Below are 23,992 nucleotides of genomic sequence, written 5' to 3' on the forward strand. Positions count from 1 at the left end.
CCCCGTACGTCGCCAGCTTCTTCTCACCGACCCCGCTGATGCCTCCGAGCTCCGCGATCGACGTCGGCCACGCCGTGGCGATCTCCCGGAGCGTGGCGTCGTGGAAGATGACGTACGCCGGGACGCCCTGCTCGCGGGCCTGTTCGGCGCGCCAGGCGCGCAGAGCCTCGAAGGCCGGCAGCAGTTCCTCGGACAGCTCGGCGGCCGCAGCCTTGGGCTTGCCCGCGCCGCGCCCCGACGAAGACGCCGACGCCGACCGCGAGGTCACCGGCTTCTTCGGCTCCTTGCGCAGCGGCACCTCCCGCTCCCGCCGCAGCACCGAACCGCTGGCCTCGGTCAGCACCAGCGTGCCGTACTCCCCCTCGACCGCGAGCAGCCCCTGCGCCAGCAACTGCCGGATGACGCCCCGCCATTCGCCCTCGGTCAGCTCCTCGCCGATGCCGAACACGGAGAGCTGATCGTGGTCGAACTGGATGACCTTGCCGGTGCGCTTTCCCAGCAGGATGTCGACGATCTGCACCGCGCCGAACTTCTGCCTCCGCTCCCGCTGAAGCCGCACCACCGTCGACAGCACCTTCTGCGCCGCGACAGTGCCGTCCCAGGTCTCGGGCGGGGTGAGGCAGGTGTCGCAGTTGCCGCAGCCCGCCGGATCCGGGTCCTGGCCGAAGTAGGCGAGCAGCTGGCCGCGGCGGCACTGGGCGGTTTCGCACAGCGCGAGCATCGCGTCCAGGTGCGCGGCGGCCCGGCGCCGGAACGCCTCGTCGCCCTCGCCCGACTGGATCAGCTTGCGCTGCTGTATGACGTCGTTGAGTCCGTACGCCATCCATGCCGTCGACGGGAGACCGTCACGCCCCGCGCGGCCGGTCTCCTGGTAGTACCCCTCGACCGACTTGGGCAGATCCAGGTGGGCGACGAACCGCACATCCGGCTTGTCGATGCCCATCCCGAAGGCAATGGTCGCCACCACGACGAGGCCCTCCTCCCGCAGGAAACGGGACTGGTGCGCCGCGCGCGTGCCCGCGTCCAGGCCCGCGTGGTACGGCACCGCCTCGATGCCGTTGCGGGTGAGGAACTCGGCCGTCTTCTCCACCGAGTTGCGCGAGAGGCAGTAGACGATGCCCGCATCGCCGGAGTGCTCCTCACGCAGGAGGCTCAGCAGTTGCTTCTTGGGGTCCGCCTTCGGCACGATCCGGTACTGGATGTTGGGCCGGTCGAAGCTCGCCACGAAGTGCCGGGCTGTCGGCATGTTCAGCCGCTGGGTGATCTCCTGGTGCGTCGCATGCGTGGCCGTCGCCGTGAGCGCGATGCGCGGCACGTCGGGCCAGCGCTCGCCGAGCAGCGACAGCGCCAGATAGTCGGGGCGGAAGTCGTGGCCCCACTGCGACACGCAGTGCGCCTCGTCGATCGCGAAGACGGAGATCTTGCCGCGCGAGAGCAGATCCAGCGTGGACTCCAGGCGCAGTCGCTCCGGCGCCAGGTAGAGCAGATCGAGCTCACCGGCCTGGAACTCGGCCTCCACCACCCGGCGCTCGTCGAAGTCCTGCGTGGAGTTCATGAACCCGGCTCGCACGCCCAGCGCCCGCAGCGCGTCCACCTGGTCCTGCATCAACGCGATCAGCGGGGAGACGACGATGCCCGTACCCGGTCTGACCAAGGCCGGGATCTGATAGCAGAGCGACTTTCCGCCACCGGTCGGCATGAGCACGACGGCATCACCGCCGGCCACGACATGCTCGATGACCGCTTCCTGCTCACCGCGGAAGGCCTCGTACCCGAAGACCCTGTGGAGCGCTGCCAACGCCTCGCTCTCGGCTACCGCCGCCATTCCACCGATCCCGCCTGTCCCACCCATCGCCGTGCCCCCGTACGTCGCGCTTCGACCACTGCGTCCACGATAGGGGTCCGGACTGACAGCTTCGGAGTTATCCACAGGTCTGCCCCGGCCCGTCAAGGACACGATCATCGTTCACACGTTCGCGGGAGCCGCGCCCGTTTCCGGCCGATAGTCTGAATGCACCGGCGAGACTCCGTCCCATGGGAGCACTGATGAGCGTCGCACCGAAGGCGTCCACGCCCACCTGGCCGACCCCGCCGGAAGGCGGCTGGACCGCCGACGACCTGGACCGCCTCCCGAATCTGCCTCCGCACACGGAACTGATCGACGGGAGCCTGGTCTTCGTGAGTCCGCAGACTCTGTTTCATGAACGCGCTGTCGACTTCTTCAAATGGCAACTCCAGTCCCTGGCGCCGGAGGACTTCGAGGTCGTCCGTGAGTTCACCATCGACATCGACGAGCAGAACCGGCCCGAGCCGGACGTGATCGTGGTGCGCGAAGACGTTGTGGAGGACCCGGATCAGACGCGGTACCCCGCCGAAGCCGTCGTCCTCGCCATCGAGGTCGTCTCGGCAGATTCCGTGTCCCGGGACCGTGAGACCAAGCCGATGAAGTACGCCCGGGCCGGGATCGCCCACTACTGGCGGGTAGAGAAGGAGAAGGGCCGGGCGGTGGTGCACGTCTTCGAGCTGGAACCCACCACTCGCGCGTACACCAGCGTGGGCATCTTCCGTGAGCGGATGAAGCTGGACGCCCCCTTCCCGGTGGACCTCGACCTCACCAAGATCAAACCGCGCCGGGAGAAGAGCCAGTAGCCGGGGCCTCCCGGCCGACACACGACCGCCCGGCCCCCCAAGACCAGGGATGCCGGGCGGCCGCACGTCCGGATCGGCTCAGCGCACAAACACCCCCGCATCCCCCGCCAGATCCAGGAAGTACTGCGGCGCCACACCCAACACCAGCGTCACCGCAACCCCCACCCCGATCGCCGTCATCGTCAGCGGCGACGGCACCGCGACCGTCGGCCCCTCGGGGCGCGGCTCGCTGAAGAACATCAGCACGATGACCCGGATGTAGAAGAACGCGGCGATCGCCGAGGAGATCACGCCGACCACCACCAGCGGTGCCGCCCCGCCCTCCGCCGCCGCCTTGAACACGGCGAACTTCCCGGCGAACCCGGAGGTCAGCGGAATGCCCGCGAAAGCGAGCAGGAACACCGCGAACACAGCCGCGACCAGCGGCGAACGGCGGCCGAGACCGGCCCACTTGGACAGGTGCGTCGCCTCACCGCCGGCGTCACGCACCAGCGTCACCACCGCGAACGCGCCGATCGTCACGAACGAGTACGCCGCCAGGTAGAAGAGGACCGACGAGACGCCGTCCGGACTCGTCGCGATGACACCGGCCAGGATGAAGCCGGCGTGCGCGATCGACGAGTACGCCAGCAGCCGCTTGATGTCGGTCTGCGTGATCGCGACGATCGCACCGCCCAGCATGGTGACGATCGCGACGCCCCACATCACCGGCCGCCAGTCCCAGCGCAGCCCCGGCAGCACGACGTACAGGATCCGCAGCAGCGCGCCGAACGCGGCCACCTTGGTCGCCGCCGCCATGAAGCCGGTCACCGGCGTCGGCGCGCCCTGGTACACATCCGGGGTCCACATGTGGAACGGGACAGCGCCCACCTTGAACAGCAGCCCCATGACGATCAGCGCGGCGCCGAGCAGGAGCAGCGCGTCGTTGCCCATGGTGTCCGCGAGCGCCGGCGTGACGTCGGTGATGGTGCCGTCGACGACCCGGGCGATCGTCGCGTACGACATCGAGCCGGAGTAGCCGTACAGCATCGCGATGCCGAACAGCGTGAACGCGGAGGCGAACGCGCCGAGCAGGAAGTACTTGACCGCGGCCTCCTGCGACATCAGCCGCTTGCGACGGGCCAGCGCACACATCAGGTACAGCGGCAGCGAGAAGACCTCCAGGGCCACGAACAGCGTCAGCAGGTCGTTGGCCGCGGGGAAGAGCAGCATGCCGGCGACCGCGAAGAGCAGCAGCGGGAAGACCTCGGTCGTGGTGAAACCGGCCTTCACCGCGGCCTTCTCGCTGTCGCTGCCGGGCACGGAGGCCGCCTGCGCGGCGAAGGAGTCGACCCGGTTGCCGTGAGCGGCCGGGTCCAGTCGCCGTTCGGCGAAGGTGAACAGGGCGACCAGCGCGGCCAGCAGGATCGTGCCCTGCAGGAACAGGGCCGGCCCGTCGACCGCGATCGCGCCCATCGCCGCGATGCGCGCCTTGGTGGTGCCGTATCCGTCCGCCGCCAGGGCGACGGCCGCGGCGAACGCGGCGGCGAGGCCGACGACGGACACGAACATCTGGGCGTAATAACGTGATTTGCGCGGTACGAACGCCTCGACCAGCACCCCGACGATCGCCGCGCCGATGACGATCAGCATGGGCGACAGTTGTGCGTACTCGATCTTCGGCGCGTCGATCTTGCCGATGGGATCGGCCGCGGTTGTCCACAGGCTGTGGACGGCTGTTGCGCTCACTTGGCCGCCTCCACCTCGGGCTGAGGGTCTGTCTTCTGTACGTCGGACATGGTCTGTTGCACCGCCGGGTTGACGATGTCCGTGACGGGCTTCGGGTAGACACCCAGGAAGATCAACAGTGCGACCAGCGGGGCGACCACCACGAGCTCACGCACTCTGAGGTCCGGCATCGCGGAGACCTCCGGCTTCACCGGTCCCGTCATCGTCCGCTGGTAGAGGACGAGGGTGTAGAGCGCGGCGAGGACGATGCCGAAGGTGGCGATGATGCCGATCGCCGGATAGCGCGTGAACGTGCCGACCAGGACCAGGAATTCACTCACGAACGGAGCGAGTCCGGGCAGCGACAGCGTCGCCAGACCGCCGATCAGGAAGGTGCCGGCGAGCACCGGGGCGACCTTCTGCACTCCTCCGTAGTCGGCGATGAGCCGCGAGCCGCGGCGCGAGATCAGGAATCCGGCCACCAGCATCAGCGCGGCCGTCGAGATGCCGTGGTTGACCATGTACAGCGTCGCGCCCGACTGGCCCTGGCTGGTCATCGCGAAGATGCCCATGATGATGAAGCCGAAGTGCGAGATCGACGCGTATGCCACCAGTCGTTTGATGTCCCGCTGGCCGACCGCGAGCAGCGCCCCGTAGATGATGCTGATCAGGGCGAGGACGAGGATGACCGGTGTCGCCCACTTCGACGCCTCCGGGAACAGCTGGAGGCAGAAGCGGAGCATCGCGAAGGTGCCCACCTTGTCGACGACCGCGGTGATCAACACCGCGACCGGGGCGGTGGCCTCCCCCATCGCGTTCGGCAGCCAGGTGTGCAGCGGCCACAGCGGGGCCTTCACCGCGAAGGCGAAGAAGAAGCCCAGGAACAGCCAGCGTTCGGTGCTGGTCGCCATGTCCAGCGAGCCGTTGGCCCGTGCCTCGGCGATCTCCTGGAGCGAGAAGTTCCCGGCGACCACATAGAGGCCGATCACCGCGGCCAGCATGATCAGACCACCGGCCAGGTTGTAGAGGAGGAACTTCACAGCCGCGTACGAGCGTTGCGTGGACGCCGCCTCCTCGCCGTGCTCGTGGGCACGGTCCCCGAAGCCGCCGATGAGGAAGTACATCGGGATGAGCATGGCTTCGAAGAAGATGTAGAAGAGGAAGACGTCGGTGGCCTCGAAGGAGAGGATCACCATCGCCTCGACGGCCAGGATCAGGGCGAAGAAGCCCTGTGTCGGCCGCCATCGCCTGCTTCCGGTCTCCAGCGGGTCGGCGTCGTGCCAGCCCGCGAGGATGATGAACGGGATCAGCAGCGCCGTGAGCGCGATGAGCGCCACCGCGATGCCGTCCACGCCCAGCTCGTATCGCACCCCGAAGTCCGCGATCCAGGCGTGGGATTCGGTGAGCTGGTAGCGGCCGCCGTCCGGGTCGAAGCGGATCAGGACCGCGATGGCGAGGGCGAGGGTGGCGAGCGAGACGAGCAGCGCCAGCCACTTGGCGGCGTTGCGCCGCGCGGCCGGTACCGCGGCCGTGGCGATCGCCCCGATCGCCGGGAGCGCCGCCGTCGCTGTCAGCAGAGGAAAGGACATCGGTATCAGACCGCCCTCATCAGCAGGGTCGCGGCGACGATGAGCGCCGCGCCGCCGAACATCGAGACCGCGTAACTGCGCGCGTAGCCGTTCTGCAGTCGGCGCATCCGTCCGGACAGGCCGCCGACCGAGGCGGCCGTGCCGTTGACGACTCCGTCGACCAGGGTGTGGTCGACGTACACCAGGGAGCGCGTGAGGTGCTCGCCGCCGCGGACCAGGACGACGTGGTTGAAGTCGTCCTGGAGCAGGTCGCGCCGGGCGACCCGGGTGAGCAGCGACCCGCGCGGGGCGACAACCGGGACCGGGCGGCGGCCGTACTGCGCGTACGCGATGCCGACGCCGATCACCATCACGGCCACCGTGGCCAGCGTGACCGTGAGGGCGCTGACCGGCGGGTGCCCGTGCTCATGGCCGGTGACCGGCTCCAGCCAGTGCACGAAGCGGTCACCGATGCTGAAGAACGCTCCGCCGAAGACCGACCCGACGGCCAGCAGGATCATGGGGATCGTCATGACCTTGGGCGACTCGTGCGGATGCGGCTCCGCGTGCTCGCCGCGGTGCTCGGCGGCGGGCTCCACGCTGGGCTCGGCCGGGGACGGTGTCGGGGCGTGCCGCCAGCGCTCCTCGCCGAAGAACGTCAGCAGCATCACGCGCGTCATGTAGTACGCCGTGATGGCCGCGCCGAGGAGGGCCGCGCCGCCGAGGATCCATCCCTCGGTACCGCCCTTGGCGAACGCCGCCTCGATGATCTTGTCCTTGGAGAAGAAGCCGGACAGACCGGGGAAACCGATGATCGCGAGGTAGCCGAGGCCGAAGGTGACGAAGGTGATCGGCATGTACTTGCGCAGGCCGCCGTACTTGCGCATGTCGACCTCGTCGTTCATGCCGTGCATCACCGAACCGGCGCCGAGGAACAGCCCGGCCTTGAAGAAGCCGTGCGTCACCAGGTGCATGATCGCGAAGATGTAGCCGATGGGGCCGAGGCCCGCGGCGAGGATCATGTAGCCGATCTGCGACATGGTCGAGCCGGCCAGCGCCTTCTTGATGTCGTCCTTCGCGCAACCGACGATCGCACCGAAGAGGAGCGTGACCGCACCCACGATGGTGACCACGAGCTGGGCGTCGGGTGCGGCGTTGAAGATCGCTCCGGAACGGACGATCAGGTACACGCCCGCCGTCACCATCGTCGCGGCGTGGATGAGGGCCGAGACCGGGGTCGGGCCCTCCATCGCGTCCCCGAGCCAGGACTGGAGCGGTACCTGGGCGGACTTGCCGCAGGCGGCGAGCAGCAGCAGCAGGCCGATGGCGGTGAGCGTGCCCTCGGAGGTGTCCCCCACGCCGTCGAGCACCGGCCCGAAGGCGAAGGTGCCGAAGGTGGTGAACATGATCATGATCGCGATCGACAGGCCCATGTCGCCGACACGGTTGACCAGGAAGGCCTTCTTCGCGGCGGTCGCGGCGCTGGGCTTGTGCTGCCAGAAGCCGATCAGCAGATACGAGGCGAGGCCGACGCCCTCCCAGCCGACGTACAGCAGCAGGTAGTTGTCGGCGAGGACGAGCAGCAGCATCGCCGCCAGGAACAGGTTCAGGTAGCCGAAGAAGCGGCGGCGCCGCTCGTCGTGCTCCATGTACCCGACCGAGTAGAGGTGGATCAGCGAGCCGACGCCGGTGATCAGCAGTACGAACGTCATCGACAGCTGGTCGAGCTGGAAGGCCACGTCGGCCTGGAAGCCCTCGACCGGGATCCAGCTGAACAGGTGCTGCGTGAGCGTCCGGTGCTCGGCGTCCTTGCCCAGCAGGCCGGCGAAGAGGACGACGCCGAGGACGAAGGAGATGGCCGCGAGGGCCGTGCCGATCCAGTGGCCGACGGCATCGAGCCGCCGGCCGCCGCACAGCAGGACGGCCGCTCCGAGCAGGGGCGCCGCGATCAGCAGCGCAATCAGGTTCTCCACGATTCTTCCGACCCCTTACAGCTTCATCAGGCTGGCGTCGTCGACCGAGGCCGAGTGACGGGCACGGAACAGCGACACGATGATCGCGAGCCCGACCACGACCTCGGCGGCGGCGACGACCATCGTGAAGAAGGCGATGATCTGGCCGTCGAGATTGCCGTGCATCCGGGAGAAGGCGACGAACGCGAGGTTGCAGGCGTTGAGCATCAGCTCGATGCACATGAACAGCACGATCGCGTTCCGCCGGATCAGCACGCCGGTCGCGCCGATCGTGAACAGCAGGGCGGCGAGATAGAGGTAGTAGACGGGGTTCACTTCGACGCCTCCTCGGTCCGCTTGAACGGCGGCGGCTCGATCGCGTTCCGCTCCAGGCGTTCCTCCGCGCGCTGTTCCAGCGCCCGCAGGTCGTTGATCGCCTCGGTCGACACGTCCCTGATCTGGCCCCGTTCGCGCAGCGTCTTGCTGACGGTCAGATCGGACGGGGTGCCGTCGGGCAGCAGCCCCGCGATGTCCACGGCGTTGTGCCGGGCGTACACACCGGGCGCCGGCAGCGGCGGTACGTACTTGCCCTCGCGCACGCGCTGCTCGGACATCTCGCGCTGGGTCTTGGCGCGCTCGGTGCGCTCACGGTGGGTGAGCACCATCGCGCCGACGGCGGCCGTGATCAGCAGGACGCCGGTGAGTTCGAAGGCGAAGACGTACTTGGTGAAGATGAGGGCCGCCAGGCCCTCCACGTTGCCGCCCGCGTTCGCCTGGCCGAGGCCGTTGAACTCCTTCAGGGAGGCGTTGCCGATGCCGCCGACCAGCAGGATGCCGAAGCCGAGCCCGCACAGCAGGGCCAGCCAGCGCTGGCCCTTGATGGTCTCCTTCAGGGAGTCCGCCGCGGTGACGCCGACGAGCATCACCACGAACAGGAACAGCATCATGATCGCGCCGGTGTAGACGACGATCTGCACGATGCCCAGGAAGTAGGCACCGTTGGCGAGGTAGAACACCGCCAGGACGATCATGGTGCCGGCCAGGCAGAGCGCGCTGTGCACGGCCTTCTTCATGAAGACGGTGCACAGGGCGCCGATCACCGCGACGGTGCCGAGGATCCAGAACTGGACGGCCTCTCCGGTGGAGGTGGTGTAGGCGGCGAGCTGCATGCTCATGCGTCCACCTCCTCTCCGGAAGGCTTCTCGCCCTTGGAGACGGCGACCTGCTGGACCGTGCCGGGCGCGGCCTCGGTGACCAGGCCCCGGTAGTAGTCCTGCTCGTCCATTCCCGGGTAGATCGCGTGGGGCGTGTCGACCATGCCCTCTTCGAGGCCGGCGAGCAGCTGCTCCTTGGTGTAGATGAGGTCGGCGCGGGTGGAGTCGGCCAGCTCGAAATCGTTCGTCATCGTGAGCGCGCGCGTGGGGCACGCCTCGATGCACAGGCCGCACAGGATGCAGCGGGCGTAGTTGATCTGGTACACGCGCCCGTACCGCTCGCCCGGCGAGTAGCGCTCCTCGTCGGTGTTGTCCGCGCCCTCCACATAGATGGCGTCGGCGGGGCAGGCCCAGGCGCACAGCTCGCAGCCGACGCACTTCTCCAGGCCGTCCGGATGGCGGTTGAGCTGGTGCCGTCCGTGGAACCGGGGGGCGGTGGTCTTCTGCTGCTCCGGGTACTGCTCGGTCAGCCGCTTCTTGAACATGGCCTTGAAGGTCACGCCGAAGCCGGCCACGGGGTTCTGGAAACCGGGCTTGGTCTCCTTGGGCTCCTCAGCCATCGGACGCCTCCTTTCCATCCAGAGATTCGTCACTCTGAGTATCAGGCCCACCACTGACAATCAGCTCCCGCTCGCGCCGCGACCTGCGTCGCGGAACCGGCGGCGGCTCCTGTCCGGGCAGCGGCGGTACGGGGAATCCGCCCGCCATCGGGTCGAAGCCGACGGCCTGGGCGGGCGGTTCGGGCGCGGGTTTGCCGCGCTCGCGGAAGAAGTCCGCGACGAAGGAGAGCAGGAGCAGGGCGAGGACTCCGCCGCCGACGTAGAGGGCGATGTCGGCGAAGTCGTAGTTCTCGTTGCGCAGGGTCCGCACGGTCGCGACGAGCATCAGCCAGACCACGGAGACCGGGATGAGGACCTTCCAGCCGAGCTTCATCAGCATGTCGTAGCGGATCCGCGGGAGCGTGCCGCGCAGCCAGATGAAGAAGAACAGCAGCAGCTGCACCTTGAGGACGAACCAGAGCATCGGCCACCAGCCGTGGTTCGCGCCCTCCCAGAAGGTGGAGACCGGCCAGGGTGCCCGCCAGCCGCCCAGGAAGAGCGTCACGGACACGGCCGAGACCGTCACCATGTTCACGTACTCGGCGAGCATGAACATCGCGAACTTGATCGACGAGTACTCGGTGTTGAAACCGCCGACCAGGTCGCCCTCGGACTCCGGCATGTCGAACGGGGCGCGGTTGGTCTCGCCGACCATCGTCACGATGTAGATCAGGAACGAGACCGGCAGCAGGATGATGTACCAGCGGTCCGCCTGCGCCTCGACGATCGCCGAGGTCGACATCGACCCCGAGTAGAGGAAGACGGAGGCGAACGCGGCGCCCATGGCGATCTCGTACGAGATCATCTGCGCGCAGGCGCGCAGACCGCCCAGCAGCGGATAGGTGGATCCGGAGCTCCAACCCGCCAGCACGATGCCGTAGATGCCCACCGAGGCGACCGCGAGGATGTAGAGCATCGCGATCGGCAGGTCGGTGAGCTGCATCGTGGTGCGCTGGCCGAAGATCGAGACCTCGTTGCCGGCCGGGCCGAAGGGGATCACCGCGATCGCCATGAAGGCCGGGATGGCCGCGACGATCGGCGCGAGGACGTAGACGACCTTGTCCGCGCGTTTGACGATGACGTCTTCCTTGAGCATCAGCTTGATGCCGTCGGCGAGCGACTGGAGCATGCCCCAGGGGCCGTGCCGGTTGGGGCCGATGCGCAGCTGCATCCAGGCGACGACCTTGCGCTCCCAGACGATGGAGAACAGCACGGTCACCATCAGGAAGGCGAAGCAGAAGACCGCCTTGACGGCGATCAGCCACCACGGGTCGCGGCCGAACATCGAGAGGTCTTCAGCGGCGAGGTACGGGCTCATGCCTCCACCTCCTTGGGGGCCTCGCCGGCGAGGGTCGCCGGGCCGATGCGGACGAGGGAGCCGGGCAGCGCCCCGGTGTCGGAGGCGACGCCGCCGCCGACCGAGTTCAGCGGGAGCCAGACCACGCGGTCGGGCATCTCGGTGATCTGCAGCGGGAGTTCGACGGTGCCGGCGGGGCCGGTCACGGCGAGCGCGTCGCCGTCCTTGACGCCCGCCTCGGCGGCCGTGGCGGGCGACACACGCGCGTGTGCCGCGTGCCGGGTCCCGGCGAGCGCCTCGTCTCCCTCCTGGAGCACACCCCGGTCGAGCAGCAGCCGGTGCCCGGCCAGGACGGCCTCCCCGGCCGCCGGACGCGGCAGCACGCCCGCCGTCTCGAGGGGTTCGGTGGCCCGCGGTCCGTCCCAGACCCCCAGCCGGTCCAGCTCCGCGCGCGCGGTCCGTAGATCCGGCAGACCCAGGTGTACGTCCATGGCGTCGGCCAGCATCTGCAGCACGCGTGCGTCGGTGGGTGCCAGTCGGCGGCTCATCTGGTCGGGCTTGAGCGCGGCCTCGAAGAAGCGGACCCGGCCCTCCCAGTTGAGGAAGGCACCCGCCTTCTCGGCGACCGCGGCGACCGGAAGAACCACGTCCGCGAGTTCCGTGACCTCGCTGGGCCGCAGTTCGAGCGACACCACGAAGCCGACTTCGGCGAGGGCTGCACGCGCGCGTGCCGGGTCGGGCAGGTCGGCGACCTCCACGCCCGCGACCAGCAGTGCCTGCAGGTCGCCGTGTGCGGCGGCCTGGATGATCCGGCCGGTGTCACGGCCGTAGCGGTGCGGGAGGTCGGCGACACCCCAGGCGGCGGCGACCTCCGCACGCGCGCGTGGGTCGGTGGCCGGACGTCCGCCCGGCAGCAGCGACGGCAGCGCGCCCGCTTCGATGGCGCCCCGCTCTCCTGCGCGACGCGGGATCCACACCAGCTGCGCGCCGGTCGCGGAGACGGCCCGTACGGCGGCGGTGAGGCCACCGGCGACCCCGGCCAGCCGCTCGCCGACGACGATCACCGCACCCTCGGTGCGCAGCGCCTGAGCGGCCCTGGCGCCGTCCTCCTCCAGGCCGACCCCGCTCGCGAGCGCGTCCAGCCACTCGGTCTCGGTGCCCGGAGCCGCCGGCAGCAGCGTGCCGCCGGCCTTCTCCAGACCACGCGTGGTGTGCGTGGCCAGCGAGAACACCTTCTGTCCGTGCTTGCGCCAGGCCTTGCGCAGCCGCAGGAAGACGCCGGGGGCCTCCTCCTCCGACTCGAACCCGGCCAGCAGGACGGCGGGCGCCTTCTCCAGGGAGGTGTACGTGACGCCCGTACCGTCGAGGTCGCGGCCGCGTCCGGCGATCCGCGCGGCGAGGAAGTCGGCCTCCTCGCTGCTGTGCGGACGCGCGCGGAAGTCGATGTCGTTGGTGTCGAGCGCCACGCGCGCGAACTTGCTGTAGGCGTAGGCGTCCTCGATGGTGAGACGGCCGCCCGTGAGGACACCGGTGCGCCCGCGCGAGGCGAGGAGTCCCTGGGCGGCGATCTGCAGCGCTTCCGGCCAGGAAGCGGGCACCAGATCGCCCTCGGGGTTGCGTACCAGAGGCGTCTCCAGCCGGTCCCGCAGCTGCGCGTACCGGAACGCGAAGCGCCCCTTGTCGCAGATCCACTCCTCGTTGACCTCGGGGTCGTTGGCGGCGAGCCGCCGCATGACCTTGCCGCGCCGGTGGTCGGTGCGCGTGGCGCAGCCGCCGGAGCAGTGCTCGCACACGGAGGGCGAGGAGACGAGGTCGAAGGGGCGGGAGCGGAAGCGGTACGCCGCCGAGGTGAGTGCGCCGACCGGGCAGATCTGGATGGTGTTCCCGGAGAAGTACGACTCGAAGGGGTCGCCCTCACCGGTGCCGACCTGCTGGAGCGCGCCGCGCTCGAGCAGCTCGATCATCGGGTCACCGGCGACCTGGTTGGAGAACCGGGTGCAGCGCGCGCACAGCACGCACCGCTCGCGGTCGAGCAGCACCTGTGTGGAGATCGGGACCGGCTTCTCGAAGGTCCGCTTCCTGCCCTCGAAGCGGGACTCGGCGTTGCCGTGCGACATTGCCTGGTTCTGCAGCGGGCACTCGCCGCCCTTGTCGCAGACCGGGCAGTCCAGCGGGTGGTTGATGAGCAGCAGCTCCATCACACCCTTCTGGGCCTTCTCGGCGACCGGCGAGGTGAGGTGGGTCTTCACCACCATCCCGTCGGTGCAGGTGATGGTGCAGGACGCCATGGGCTTGCGCTGGCCCTCGACCTCGACGATGCACTGGCGGCAGGCGCCGGCCGGGTCGAGGAGGGGATGGTCGCAGAACCGGGGGATCTCGATGCCGAGCTGCTCGGCGGCCCGGATGACCAGGGTGCCCTTGGGCACGCTGATCTCGATGCCGTCGATCGTCAGCGTCACCAGATCTTCCGGCGGGACCGCCGCCTCTCCCCCACCCGAGGGAGCGCTGGTGGTCACGGTCATGCGTTCACCTCCGTGCGGTGATCGGCCCAGGCCGTCGACTTGGCCGGGTCGAAGGGGCAGCCGCGGCCCGTGATGTGCTGCTCGTACTCCTCGCGGAAGTACTTCAGCGAGGAGAAGATCGGCGAGGCGGCACCGTCGCCGAGGGCACAGAAGGACTTGCCGTTGATGTTGTCGGCGATGTCGTTCAGCTTGTCGAGGTCACTCATCACGCCCTTGCCGGCCTCGATGTCGCGCAGCAACTGCACGAGCCAGTACGTGCCTTCGCGGCAGGGTGTGCACTTGCCGCAGGACTCGTGGGCGTAGAACTCGGTCCAGCGGGTGACGGCGCGCACGACGCAGGTCGTCTCGTCGAAGCACTGCAGGGCTTTCGTGCCGAGCATGGAACCCGCGGCGCCCACTCCTTCGTAGTCAAGAGGGACATCGAGATGCTCGTCGGTGAACATCGGTGTCGAGGAGCCGCCCGGCGTCCAGAACTTCAGACGGTGGCCGGGTCGCATCCCGCCGCTCATGTCGAGAAGTTGGCGCAGTGTGATGCCGAGCGGGGCCTCGTACTGGCCAGGGCTCGCGACGTGGCCGCTGAGCGAGTAGAGCGTGAAGCCCGGGGACTTCTCGCTGCCCATTGACCTGAACCATTCCTTGCCGTTCTTCAGGATGGCGGGAACCGACGCGATCGACTCGACGTTGTTCACCACAGTCGGGCACGCATAGAGGCCCGCGACAGCAGGGAAGGGGGGACGGAGCCGCGGTTGACCACGGCGGCCCTCGAGCGAGTCCAGCAGTGCGGTCTCCTCACCGCAGATGTACGCGCCCGCGCCCGCGTGCACGGTGATGTCGAGGTCGAGTCCGCTGCCCAGGATGTTCTTGCCGAGGTAGCCGGCCGCGTAGGCCTCAGCGACAGCTGAGTGCAACCGCCGCAATACGGGGACGACTTCACCACGCAGATAGATGAAGGCATGCGACGACCTGATGGCATAACACGCAATGATCATGCCCTCGATGAGGCTGTGCGGGTTCGCGAAGAGGAGCGGAATGTCCTTGCAGGTTCCGGGCTCCGATTCGTCGGCGTTGACAACTAGATAGTGCGGTTTTCCATCACCCTGGGGAATGAACTGCCATTTCATTCCCGTCGGGAATCCCGCGCCGCCGCGGCCGCGCAGCCCGGAGTCCTTGACGTACGCGATGAGGTCGTCCGGCGACATCGCGAGCGCCTTGCGGAGCCCTTCGTATCCCTCGTGCCTTCGGTACACGTCCAGCGTCCAGGAACTGTCCTCGTCCCAGAAGGCCGACAGCACGGGTGCGAGCAGCTTCTCGGGGCTCGGGTCCTTGAGCTCGGGTGCCAACGTCATCACTCCCCCTCCTCTGCGACAGGCCCGGCGGGGTGCGCGGGGTCGGATGCCGATGTGTCCTGCGGCGCGTCGTGCGAGCTGAGGTGTTCGGCGGGCGACGGCTCGTGTACGGCCCTGTCCTGCGGCTCGTCGTGCGGTCCGCCCTCCCGGGGGTGGACCACGCGCGCGGGTGCGGTCTCTCCCCTGGCCAGGCGGAGACCCACCAGCGAAGCGGGTCCCGCGCTGCCGGTCGCCTCGACGGCCCCGGACCGCTCGTCGGGGAAGCCCGCCAGGATCCGGGCGGTCTCCTTGAACGTGCACAGCGGGGCCCCGCGGGTCGGCGTGACCTGTGCTCCCGCGCGCAGGTCGTCCACCAGGCGCTTCGCGCTGTCCACGGTCTGGTTGTCGAAGAACTCCCAGTTGACCATCACGACCGGCGCGAAGTCGCAGGCCGCGTTGCACTCGATGTGCTCCAGGGTCACCTTGCCGTCGTCGGTGGTCTCGCCGTTGCCGACGCCCAGGTGCTCCTGGAGCGCCTCGAAGATCGCGTCACCGCCCATCACCGCGCACAGCGTGTTGGTGCACACCCCGACCTGGTAGTCACCGGAGGGCCTGCGCCGGTACATGGTGTAGAAGGTGGCGACCGCGGTGACCTCCGCCGTGGTCAGGTCCAGCATGTCCGCGCAGAACCGCATTCCGGTGCGCGTGACATGGCCCTCCTCCGACTGCACCAGGTGCAGCAACGGCAGGAGAGCGGACCGGGAGTCGGGGTAGCGGGCGATGATCTCGCGCGCGTCCCGCTCGAGCCGGGCTCGAACGTCGTCCGGGTAGTCGGGCGCGGGCAGTTCGGGCATGCCCAGGCTGACGCCCCGATCCGAGGAACTGGTGGTCACCGGTCGACGCCTCCCATCACGGGGTCGATGGACGCGACGGCGACGATGACGTCAGCGACCTGGCCGCCCTCGCACATCGCCGCCATGGCCTGCAGGTTGGTGAAGGACGGGTCGCGGAAGTGGACCCGGTAGGGGCGGGTGCCGCCGTCGGACACGGCGTGCACCCCGAGCTCGCCCTTGGGCGACTCGACCGCCGTGTACGCCTGTCCCGGCGGGACGCGGAAGCCCTCGGTCACCAGCTTGAAGTGGTGGATCAGGGCCTCCATGGAGGTGCCCATGATCTTCTTGATGTGGTCGAGGGAGTTGCCCAGTCCGTCCGGTCCCAGGGCGAGCTGGGCCGGCCAGGCGATCTTCTTGTCGGCGACCATGACCGGTCCCGGCTGCAGCCGGTCCAGGCACTGCTCGACGATCCTGAGCGACTGGCGCATCTCCTCGAGGCGGATCAGGAAGCGGCCGTATGCGTCGCAGGTGTCTGCGGTCGGGATGTCGAAGTCGTACGTCTCGTAGCCGCAGTACGGCTGGGCCTTGCGCAGGTCGTGCGGCAGGCCGGTGGCGCGCAGGATCGGGCCGGTGGCGCCGAGGGCCATGCAGCCGGCCAGGTCGAGATAGCCGATGTCCTGCATGCGGGCCTTGAAGATGGGGTTCCCGGTGGCGAGCTTGTCGTACTCCGGGAGGTTCTTCTTCATCTTCTTCACGAACTCGCGGATCTGGTCCACCGCGCCGGGCGGCAGGTCCTGGGCGAGTCCGCCGGGCCGGATGTACGCGTGGTTCATCCTGAGGCCCGTGATGAGCTCGTAGATGTCGAGAATCATTTCACGATCACGGAATCCGTAGATCATGATCGTGGTGGCGCCGAGTTCCATGCCGCCGGTGGCGATGGCCACCAGGTGGGAGGACAACCGGTTCAGCTCCATCAGGAGCACCCGGATGATCGTGGCCCGGTCGGGGATCTGGTCCTCGATGCCGAGGAGTTTCTCGACGGCGAGGCAGTAGGCGGCCTCGTTGTAGAAGGACGTCAGGTAGTCCATGCGCGTCACGAACGTGGTGCCCTGCGTCCAGGTCCGGTACTCGAGGTTCTTCTCGATGCCGGTGTGGAGGTAGCCGATGCCGCAGCGGGCCTCGGTGACCGTCTCGCCCTCGATCTCCAGGATGAGGCGGAGCACGCCGTGGGTGGACGGGTGCTGGGGGCCCATGTTGACGACGATGCGTTCGTCGTCGGCCCGGGCCGCGGACTGGACGACCTCGTCCCAGTCGCCACCGGTGACCGTATATACGGTGCCCTCGGTGGTCTCGCGTGCCGACGCGGCGGCTGTTGAGTGCGTGCTCACGAGTACGACCTCCGCTGGTCCGGAGCCGGGATCTGGGCGCCCTTGTACTCGACGGGGATGCCGCCGAGGGGGTAGTCCTTGCGCTGCGGATGGCCCTGCCAGTCGTCCGGCATCATGATCCGCGTCAGGGCCGGGTGACCGTCGAAGACGATGCCGAAGAAGTCGTAGGTCTCGCGCTCGTGCCAGTCGTTGGTCGGATAGACGGAGACCAGCGACGGGATGTGCCGGTCGCTGTCGGGGGCGCTGACTTCGAGGCGGATCAGCCGGTTGTGGGTGATCGAGCGCAGGTGGTAGACGGCGTGCAGCTCGCGGCCCTTGTCGTTCGGGTAGTGGACGCCGCTGACGCCGGTGCACAGTTCGAAGCGCAGGGCCGGGTCGTCGCGCAGGGTGCGGGCGACGCGGACCAGGTGCTCGCGTTCGATGTGGAAGGTGAGTTCGCCGCGGTCGACGACCGTCTTCTCGATGGCGTTCTCGGGGAGCAGGCCCTGCTCCTCCAGTGCGCCCTCGAGCTCGTCGGCGACCTCGTCGAACCAGCCGCCGTAGGGGCGGGCCGCCGGGCCCGGGAGCCGGACCGGGCGGACCAGGCCGCCATAGCCGGAGGTGTCGCCGCCGTTGTTGGCGCCGAACATGCCGCGCTGGACGCGGATCTCCTCACCGTGCTCGCCGCGCTGTCCGGGGAGGTTGGAGGCGCCGAGCTCCTTCTCGGGGTTGACCCCGTTGGTGCCGTTCACGTCGCTCATCGCAGCAGCCCCTTCATCTCGATCGTCGGCAGGGCCTTGAGCGCCGCTTCCTCCGCCTCCCGGGCCGCCTCCTCGGCGTTCACGCCGAGCCTGGAGGTCTGGATCTTGTGGTGGAGCTTGAGGATCGCGTCCATCAGCATCTCCGGCCGGGGCGGGCAGCCGGGGAGATAGATGTCGACCGGGACGATGTGATCGACGCCCTGGACGATGGCGTAGTTGTTGAACATGCCGCCCGAGGACGCGCACACGCCCATGGAGATCACCCACTTGGGGTTCGGCATCTGGTCGTAGACCTGCCGCAGCACGGGCGCCATCTTCTGGCTGACCCGGCCGGCGACGATCATCAGGTCCGCCTGCCGGGGTGAACCGCGGAAGACCTCCATGCCGAAGCGCGCCAGGTCGTAGCGGCCTGCGCCGGTGGTCATCATCTCGATGGCACAGCAGGCGAGGCCGAACGTGGCGGGGAAGACCGACGCCTTGCGCACCCAGCCCGCGGCCTGCTCGACGGTGGTCAGCAGGAAACCGCTCGGCAGCTTTTCTTCGAGTCCCATGACTTAAAGGCCCCTCAGTCCCATTCCAGGCCGCCGCGCCGCCACACGTACGCGTACGCGACGAAGACGGTGAGCACGAAGAGCAGCATCTCCACGAGCCCGAACACCCCCAGGGCGTCGAACGTGACGGCCCAGGGGTAGAGGAAGACGATCTCGATGTCGAAGACGATGAAGAGCATCGCCGTCAGGTAGTACTTGATGGGGAAGCGCCCGCCACCGGCCGGCGTGGGGGTCGGCTCGATACCGCACTCATAGGCCTCGAGCTTGGCCCGGTTGTACCGCTTCGGACCGATCAGCGTGGCCATGACCACGGAGAAGATCGCAAAGCCTGCCCCGAGGGCTCCCAGTACGAGGATGGGCGCATACGCGTTCACCGCTCCTCGCTCCTCTCAGTCGGCACTGACTGCTGGCGGTTTGCATCAGGCTTCACACCTGCCTCACCGGCCCCACGAACCCCGCTCGTCCCGGCGAAGATCGAGAACATGTGAAGCAGGTCACAAGCCCAACTGCCTCGCATCTTATGCCCGCCGCTCTGTGATCTGCGACACGGGGTATTCCACAAGCTTTGTGATCTCCACCACCTGATGAAGGATCATGAAGTCGGATGAGCGGCGATCTTCGCGCATGAAGCGTTCAAGTGATCACCAGACGTGACATTTCTGCTCGTCGGCGCAGCTCGGAGGGGGCGTCTCAATATCAAGAGACTTCCGTTGCATGCAAATTGGCGATGGACGTCGTGCCCTGATAGTGGGCCGCGTTCACACATCAGGGGTAGAAGGGCGCCGGGATGTGGACGCGTGCACGCATTCACGAGCGACACGGGCGGATGCACGCGGCAGACGCCGCGACCGCGGTGACCGTTCCGTGACCTCCGTCACATCCATGAGAGGCGCCCAAGAAGGAGGCTTGGCCAACCACCCCAACGAGTGGTAAGCGGGGGGCAATTCGGACCAAACGAAGAAAGCCCATGATCACAGGCTTGATGGGTCGCGTCCGCAATGTCCGTTACGGCATCAATAAGGAACTGAGTCCCAGGGATTCGGGGTGCCGATTGAACAACTGTGGCGCACCACACGTTTCTTGAAGGTATGGAGGAGCCCCTGATACCGGTTGTTCCCATGTCCCACACCGCTCACATACGAAGCCACCGAAAACCCCGCCCGCGCAGCGCCTCGACGCTCGCGATGCGGGCCGGAGTTGCCGGTGGCATCCTCAGCACCGTGGCAGTGGCGGGTGCGTCGGCTTCGGCGAACGCTGCCGAGCCGGTGACGCAGACGCTCGAACTGCCCACCCTGACGGCCGACCTGTCCGTCCAGGTCGCCCAGTCCGCGGACGTCACCCAGCAGGCGGCCGCGAACTACGAGCTGCAGGCCGAGCGTGACGCGGCCGCCGCCCAGGCCGCCAAGGAGGCCAAGGCCGACCTCGCGGAGGCCAAGAAGAAGGCCGAGGCCCGCAAGAAGGCCGCGGAGGAAGCACGGCAGGCCGCCGCCGAGCGGGCCGCGCGCGACGCCGAGCGGGCCACCCTCTCCACAACCGCCGAGGCCTCCACGACGGCGTCCGCGCCGGCCAGCGGCAGCGTGGCGACGGTCATCTCCTTCCTCCAGGCGCAGGTGGGCGACGCCTACGTCATGGGCGCCACCGGCCCCAACGCCTGGGACTGCTCCAGCCTCGTCCAGGCCGCCTTCAAGCAGGTCGGCGTGGACCTCCCCCGCGTGTCGCAGGACCAGTCGACGGTCGGCACCGACATCCCCCTGTCCGACATCCAGGTCGGCGACATCCTGTACTGGGGCGGCAAGGGTTCGGCGTACCACACGGGTGTGTACATCGGGAACGGCCAGTACCTGGACGCGGCCAACCCCTCCAAGGGCGTCGTCATCCAGGACCTCTCCGGCTACCCGGCGTCGGGCGCGGTGCGCGTCCTCTGACGCAGGGCACATCGACATACGGAAGGGCCGCAGCCGCTCGGGGGCTGCGGCCCTTCCGTATGCGCGGGACCGCGCTGCCGGCGGCTCCTTGAGGCGAGGGCCGCTCCCCCGGCGCCCGCGAGGAAGCGTCTGCGGGCGTGACCGGTCTGCTCCTGAGGCTGCTGCGAGTGTTCTGCTGTCATGAGTGCGGAAGGGTAGGGACGGGCGGTAACGGCCGGAAGGCCGATTCCGGCCGCCTACGGCACCCTCACCAACACCGGTCAGCAGAAGGAGAGACAGCGATGCCAAGTGTCTTCGTGCAGGGACGGCCCGTCGACTCGTATCCCCCGCTCGCGCCCGAGGCCCGGCGCGGGTCGGTGCGGCGGATCACCGAGGTCGGTGAGGAGGTCCTGCACAAGCCGTGCCGGGACGTCACCGAGTTCGGGCCCGATCTCGCCGCGCTCATCGACGACATGTTCCTGACCATGCACATCGCCGACGGGGCAGGACTCGCGGCGAACCAAGTCGGCGTCGATTTGCGCCTGTTCGTGTACGACTGTCCGGACGACGACGGTGTCCGACATGTCGGACACATCGTCAACCCGGTGCTGGAACCGCTCGACCCGGCCGGGCGACGGCTGCTCGACGAGGGCGAGGGCTGTCTGTCGGTGCCGGGCGCCGTGATGGGCGTAGCGCGTCCGGACCGGGCCGTCGTCCGCGGGTACGACCAGGAGGGCCGGCCGCTGGTGACCGAGGGGACCGGGTACTTCGCCCGGTGCCTCGCGCACGAGACCGATCATGTCAACGGGCACGTGTACCTGGACCGGCTCTCCAGCCGGGAGCGGAAAGATGCGCTGCGGCAGGTGGCGGACCGGCGGGAGCAGGTGTTCGCCCGCCGGGCCGCGAAGGCAGCCGCGTTGAGCGGCTGATCAGGCCTTCGGGGCTACCTTGGTCAGCCCGTTGATGATCCGGTCCATTGCGTCGCCGCCCGTCGGGTCGGTGAGGTTGGCGAGGAGCTTCAGGGTGAACCTCATGAGCATGGGGTGCGTGAGGCCGCGCTGGGCCGCGATCTTCATGACCTTCGGGTTGCCGATGAGCTTCACGAAGGCGCGGCCGAGGGTGTAGTAGCCGCCGTAGGTGTCCTTGAGCACGCGCGGGTAGCGCTGGAGCGCGGCCTCCCGCTGGGCCGGCGTGGCCCGCGCGTGCGCCTGGACGATGACGTCGGCGGCGATCTGACCGGACTCCATGGCGTAGGCGATGCCCTCACCGTTGAAGGGGTTCACCAGGCCGCCGGCGTCGCCGACCAGCAGCAGCCCCTTCGTGTAGTGCGGCTGGCGGTTGAAGGCCATCGGCAACGCCGCCCCGCGGATGGGCCCGGTCATGTTGTCCGGCGTGTAGCCCCATTCCTCGGGCATGGACGCGCACCACGCCTTCAGCACCTCCCGCCAGTCCAGCTCCTTGAAGGAGTCGGAGGTGTTCAGCACTCCGAGGCCCACATTGGACGTACCGTCGCCCATGCCGAAGATCCAGCCGTAGCCGGGGAGCAGCCGGTCCTCGCCGGGACCGCGGCGGTCCCACAGCTCCAGCCAGGACTCCAGGTAGTCGTCCTCGTGGCGCGGGGAGGTGAAGTACGTACGGACCGCGACGCCCATCGGGCGGTCCTCGCGGCGGTGCAGGCCCATCGCGAGGGAGAGTCGGGTGGAGTTGCCGTCGGCGGCCACTACGAGCGGCGCGTGGAAGGTGACCTCGCGCTTCTCCTCACCGAGCTTGGCGTGTACGCCGGTGATGCGGCCGGTGCGGTCGTCGATGACCGGGGCGCCGACGTTGCAGCGCTCGTACAGCCGGGCGCCGGCCTTCTGGGCCTGCCGGGCGAGCTGCTCGTCGAAGTCGTCGCGCTTGCGGACCAGGCCGTAGTCGGGGAAGGAGGCGAGATCCGGCCAGTCCAGCTGCAGCCGCACACCGCCGCCGATGATCCTGAGCCCCTTGTTGCGCAGCCAGCCGGCTTCCTCGGAGATGTCGATGCCCATCGCCACGAGCTGCTTGGTGGCGCGTGGGGTGAGGCCGTCGCCGCAGACCTTCTCGCGCGGGAACTCGGTCTTCTCCAGGAGCAGTACGTCGAGTCCGGCCTTGGCGAGGTGGTACGCCGTCGTGGAGCCGGCCGGTCCCGCGCCCACGACGATCACATCGGCGGTGTTCTCGGAGAAGGGCTCGGAGACAGGCTGGGAGTGGGGCTCGGTCACGGCGGTCACGGCTGGATCTCCCCAAGTTCGGAAACTGTGTGCCGACCGGCACTGGACATGGGCAGTCTATGCAGCAGAATTGATCAACCGGCTGAAGGGATACCCAGTGAACCGAGCTCTCCCCGTGGTACGGCTGCGTGTCCCCACCGACGAGGACGCCGTGGCGTGGCACCGGGTTTTCGACCACCCGGACGTCATGGAGTTCCACGGCGGCAAGTCCGCCGACCTGTCCGTCTACGAGGAGCTCACCGCCCGCCAGCGCAAGCACGACGCCGAGCTGGGCTTCTGTCTGTGGACGATGCTCGACGCGGAGGACCGGGTCATCGGCTTCACCGGCGCGCAGCCGTGGCCGCGTGAGTGGGGCCCGAAGGGCGAGATCGAGATCGGGTGGCGGCTCGGGCGGGAGCACTGGGGCCGGGGGTACGTCACCGCGGCCGCGCAGATGACGCTGGAACGGGTGCGCGCGACGGGCGTGGGCAGCGTGGTGGCCATGGTCAACGCACGCAACACACGGTCGATCGCGGTCACCCAGCGGCTGGGCATGCACCTGGCCGAGACCTTCACCAGCCCCGAGTCGGATCTGCTGGGGCACTGCTACCGACTCGAGCTGCAATAGACGTGACAGACTGTAACGGACAGCTACAGAAAGCCACTTGATGCTTCCGGAGCGCACCCCGGGCGGCTACCCTGCCAGTACCGCTGGGGGGTGACATCTGTGCGCATCACACCCAAGACGCCCGAAGTGCGCGTGCCCAAGTTCGTCGGACTGATGGCCGTGGACGCCCGCGAGACGGCCGAGACACACGGAGTGCTGCTCGCCGCGCCCGACCGGCCCGACTTCCATCTCACCGTCGTCGACTACGTCGTACGGCAGTACCCGCTGCCCGGCGTCGAGGTGCCCCGCGGTGCCGTCGTCACCGTGTGGTTCGACTTCGGTGAGGGCGGGGGTGGCGGAGGTGCGGGCGTCCGCGAACCGCGCCTGCCGAAGCCGCCCGGCGGCGGGCTGCAACGCGAGCTGGACGCACCGGGGGACGCGTTCGAGGTGATCCGGTGAGCGCCCGCCCCTGAGGCCTGCCCTGAAGGTGGCTTCAGGCCTTGAACCCCCGGTGCAGGGCCACCACTCCACCCGTGAGGTTCCGCCACGCCACCCTCGACCAGCCGGCCTTGCGCAGCCGTTCGGCCAGCGCGGGCTGGTCGGGCCAGGCGCGGATGGACTCGGCGAGGTAGACGTACGCATCCGGGTTCGACGACACCGCCCGGGCGACCGGCGGCAGCGCCCGCATCAGGTACTCGGTGTACACCTTGCGGAACGGCTCCCAGGTCGGATGCGAGAACTCGCAGATCACGACCCGCCCGCCCGGCCGGGTCACCCGGTACATCTCGCGCAGCGCGGCGTCCGTGTCCTGTACGTTGCGCAGCCCGAAGGAGATGGTGACGGCGTCGAACACGTCGTCCCTGAAGGGCAGCCGCGTCGCGTCGCCCGCCGTCAGCGGCAGCCAGGGG

Annotated in this window: 22 protein-coding genes; 5 read left to right on the forward strand and 17 right to left on the reverse strand. The window is 68.7% G+C overall.

Annotated elements, in window-relative coordinates; all coding sequences use genetic code 11:
* The coding region (recQ, locus tag ACTWQJ_RS18000; protein WP_443307642.1) for a DNA helicase RecQ at positions 1-1,852 on the reverse strand (1,852 nt) is incomplete at its 3' end.
* A gap of 194 nt (positions 1,853-2,046) precedes the next feature.
* Between recQ and ACTWQJ_RS18005 the strand changes: the two genes are divergently transcribed.
* Positions 2,047-2,649 carry a Uma2 family endonuclease gene (locus ACTWQJ_RS18005; protein WP_443307643.1) on the forward strand — a complete coding sequence of 201 codons (603 nt, stop codon included), beginning with the start codon at positions 2,047-2,049 and terminating at the stop codon, positions 2,647-2,649.
* Positions 2,650-2,727: 78 nt separating this feature from the next.
* Here ACTWQJ_RS18005 and nuoN read toward each other — a convergent pair whose 3' ends face one another.
* Genes nuoN through ACTWQJ_RS18075 form a run of 14 tightly spaced genes read right to left on the reverse strand, consistent with a single transcriptional unit; the run spans position 2,728 to position 18,719 of the window.
* On the reverse strand, positions 2,728-4,377 hold the full coding sequence (gene nuoN / locus ACTWQJ_RS18010) for an NADH-quinone oxidoreductase subunit NuoN (RefSeq protein WP_409470285.1): 1,650 nt from the start codon (positions 4,375-4,377) through the stop codon (positions 2,728-2,730).
* Positions 4,374-5,945 carry an NADH-quinone oxidoreductase subunit M gene (locus tag ACTWQJ_RS18015; RefSeq protein WP_443307644.1) on the reverse strand — a complete coding sequence of 524 codons (1,572 nt, stop codon included), beginning with the start codon at positions 5,943-5,945 and terminating at the stop codon, positions 4,374-4,376. The genes nuoN and ACTWQJ_RS18015 overlap by 4 nt, the downstream gene beginning before the upstream one ends.
* Positions 5,946-5,950: 5 nt before the next feature.
* On the reverse strand, positions 5,951-7,897 hold the full coding sequence (gene nuoL / locus ACTWQJ_RS18020) for an NADH-quinone oxidoreductase subunit L (protein WP_443307645.1): 1,947 nt from the start codon (positions 7,895-7,897) through the stop codon (positions 5,951-5,953).
* Between the two features lie 15 nt (positions 7,898-7,912).
* Positions 7,913-8,212, reverse strand: a complete 300-nt coding sequence (gene nuoK, locus ACTWQJ_RS18025; RefSeq protein ID WP_129799341.1) for an NADH-quinone oxidoreductase subunit NuoK — start codon at positions 8,210-8,212, stop codon at positions 7,913-7,915.
* Entirely contained in the window at positions 8,209-9,051 is an 843-nt protein-coding gene (locus ACTWQJ_RS18030) for an NADH-quinone oxidoreductase subunit J (protein ID WP_443307646.1), read from the reverse strand. Before ACTWQJ_RS18030 ends, nuoK begins: the two co-directional genes overlap by 4 nt.
* On the reverse strand, positions 9,048-9,650 hold the full coding sequence (nuoI, locus tag ACTWQJ_RS18035; RefSeq protein ID WP_443307647.1) for an NADH-quinone oxidoreductase subunit NuoI: 603 nt from the start codon (positions 9,648-9,650) through the stop codon (positions 9,048-9,050). Before nuoI ends, ACTWQJ_RS18030 begins: the two co-directional genes overlap by 4 nt.
* Positions 9,643-11,007 (reverse strand): NADH-quinone oxidoreductase subunit NuoH, encoded by a 1,365-nt coding sequence (gene nuoH / locus ACTWQJ_RS18040; protein ID WP_443307648.1) that lies wholly within the window; start codon positions 11,005-11,007, stop codon positions 9,643-9,645. Before nuoH ends, nuoI begins: the two co-directional genes overlap by 8 nt.
* Positions 11,004-13,508, reverse strand: a complete 2,505-nt coding sequence (locus tag ACTWQJ_RS18045; RefSeq protein ID WP_443307649.1) for an NADH-quinone oxidoreductase subunit G — start codon at positions 13,506-13,508, stop codon at positions 11,004-11,006. The genes nuoH and ACTWQJ_RS18045 overlap by 4 nt, the downstream gene beginning before the upstream one ends.
* Entirely contained in the window at positions 13,505-14,854 is a 1,350-nt protein-coding gene (nuoF, locus tag ACTWQJ_RS18050) for an NADH-quinone oxidoreductase subunit NuoF (protein WP_443307650.1), read from the reverse strand. Before nuoF ends, ACTWQJ_RS18045 begins: the two co-directional genes overlap by 4 nt.
* Complete coding sequence (gene nuoE, locus ACTWQJ_RS18055) at positions 14,854-15,726, reverse strand: NADH-quinone oxidoreductase subunit NuoE (RefSeq protein WP_443307651.1); 873 nt, start codon at positions 15,724-15,726, stop codon at positions 14,854-14,856. The genes nuoF and nuoE overlap by 1 nt, the downstream gene beginning before the upstream one ends.
* Positions 15,723-17,054, reverse strand: a complete 1,332-nt coding sequence (locus tag ACTWQJ_RS18060) for an NADH-quinone oxidoreductase subunit D (RefSeq protein ID WP_443307652.1) — start codon at positions 17,052-17,054, stop codon at positions 15,723-15,725. Before ACTWQJ_RS18060 ends, nuoE begins: the two co-directional genes overlap by 4 nt.
* Positions 17,051-17,794, reverse strand: a complete 744-nt coding sequence (locus ACTWQJ_RS18065; RefSeq protein ID WP_443307653.1) for an NADH-quinone oxidoreductase subunit C — start codon at positions 17,792-17,794, stop codon at positions 17,051-17,053. Before ACTWQJ_RS18065 ends, ACTWQJ_RS18060 begins: the two co-directional genes overlap by 4 nt.
* Positions 17,791-18,345 carry a NuoB/complex I 20 kDa subunit family protein gene (locus tag ACTWQJ_RS18070; protein ID WP_443307654.1) on the reverse strand — a complete coding sequence of 185 codons (555 nt, stop codon included), beginning with the start codon at positions 18,343-18,345 and terminating at the stop codon, positions 17,791-17,793. Before ACTWQJ_RS18070 ends, ACTWQJ_RS18065 begins: the two co-directional genes overlap by 4 nt.
* A 14-nt stretch (positions 18,346-18,359) precedes the next feature.
* A complete protein-coding gene (locus ACTWQJ_RS18075; protein ID WP_007383963.1) occupies positions 18,360-18,719 on the reverse strand; it encodes an NADH-quinone oxidoreductase subunit A in 360 nt (119 codons plus the stop codon).
* A gap of 714 nt (positions 18,720-19,433) precedes the next feature.
* Between ACTWQJ_RS18075 and ACTWQJ_RS18080 the strand changes: the two genes are divergently transcribed.
* Positions 19,434-20,270: a C40 family peptidase gene (locus ACTWQJ_RS18080; RefSeq protein ID WP_443307655.1), complete on the forward strand. Its 837-nt coding sequence runs from the start codon at positions 19,434-19,436 to the stop codon at positions 20,268-20,270.
* A 281-nt stretch (positions 20,271-20,551) separates the two neighbouring features.
* Positions 20,552-21,178: a peptide deformylase gene (gene def / locus ACTWQJ_RS18085; RefSeq protein WP_443307656.1), complete on the forward strand. Its 627-nt coding sequence runs from the start codon at positions 20,552-20,554 to the stop codon at positions 21,176-21,178.
* Here def and ACTWQJ_RS18090 read toward each other — a convergent pair whose 3' ends face one another.
* Positions 21,179-22,498 carry a geranylgeranyl reductase family protein gene (locus tag ACTWQJ_RS18090; protein ID WP_443307657.1) on the reverse strand — a complete coding sequence of 440 codons (1,320 nt, stop codon included), beginning with the start codon at positions 22,496-22,498 and terminating at the stop codon, positions 21,179-21,181. It lies immediately after the preceding gene.
* A gap of 97 nt (positions 22,499-22,595) precedes the next feature.
* Between ACTWQJ_RS18090 and ACTWQJ_RS18095 the strand changes: the two genes are divergently transcribed.
* Both ACTWQJ_RS18095 and ACTWQJ_RS18100 read left to right on the forward strand, forming a co-directional pair.
* Complete coding sequence (locus tag ACTWQJ_RS18095; RefSeq protein WP_443307658.1) at positions 22,596-23,105, forward strand: GNAT family N-acetyltransferase; 510 nt, start codon at positions 22,596-22,598, stop codon at positions 23,103-23,105.
* Between the two features lie 99 nt (positions 23,106-23,204).
* Positions 23,205-23,543: a PASTA domain-containing protein gene (locus tag ACTWQJ_RS18100; RefSeq protein WP_224733301.1), complete on the forward strand. Its 339-nt coding sequence runs from the start codon at positions 23,205-23,207 to the stop codon at positions 23,541-23,543.
* A gap of 34 nt (positions 23,544-23,577) precedes the next feature.
* Here ACTWQJ_RS18100 and ACTWQJ_RS18105 read toward each other — a convergent pair.
* A partial coding sequence (locus tag ACTWQJ_RS18105) for a ubiquinone/menaquinone biosynthesis methyltransferase (protein WP_443307659.1) occupies positions 23,578-23,992 on the reverse strand: 415 nt, incomplete at its 5' end.

Origin of the sequence: Streptomyces sp. KR55 (genome assembly GCF_052245645.1) — a bacterium.
In the GTDB taxonomy this organism is placed as follows: Bacteria; Actinomycetota; Actinomycetes; order Streptomycetales; family Streptomycetaceae; genus Streptomyces; species Streptomyces flavusporus.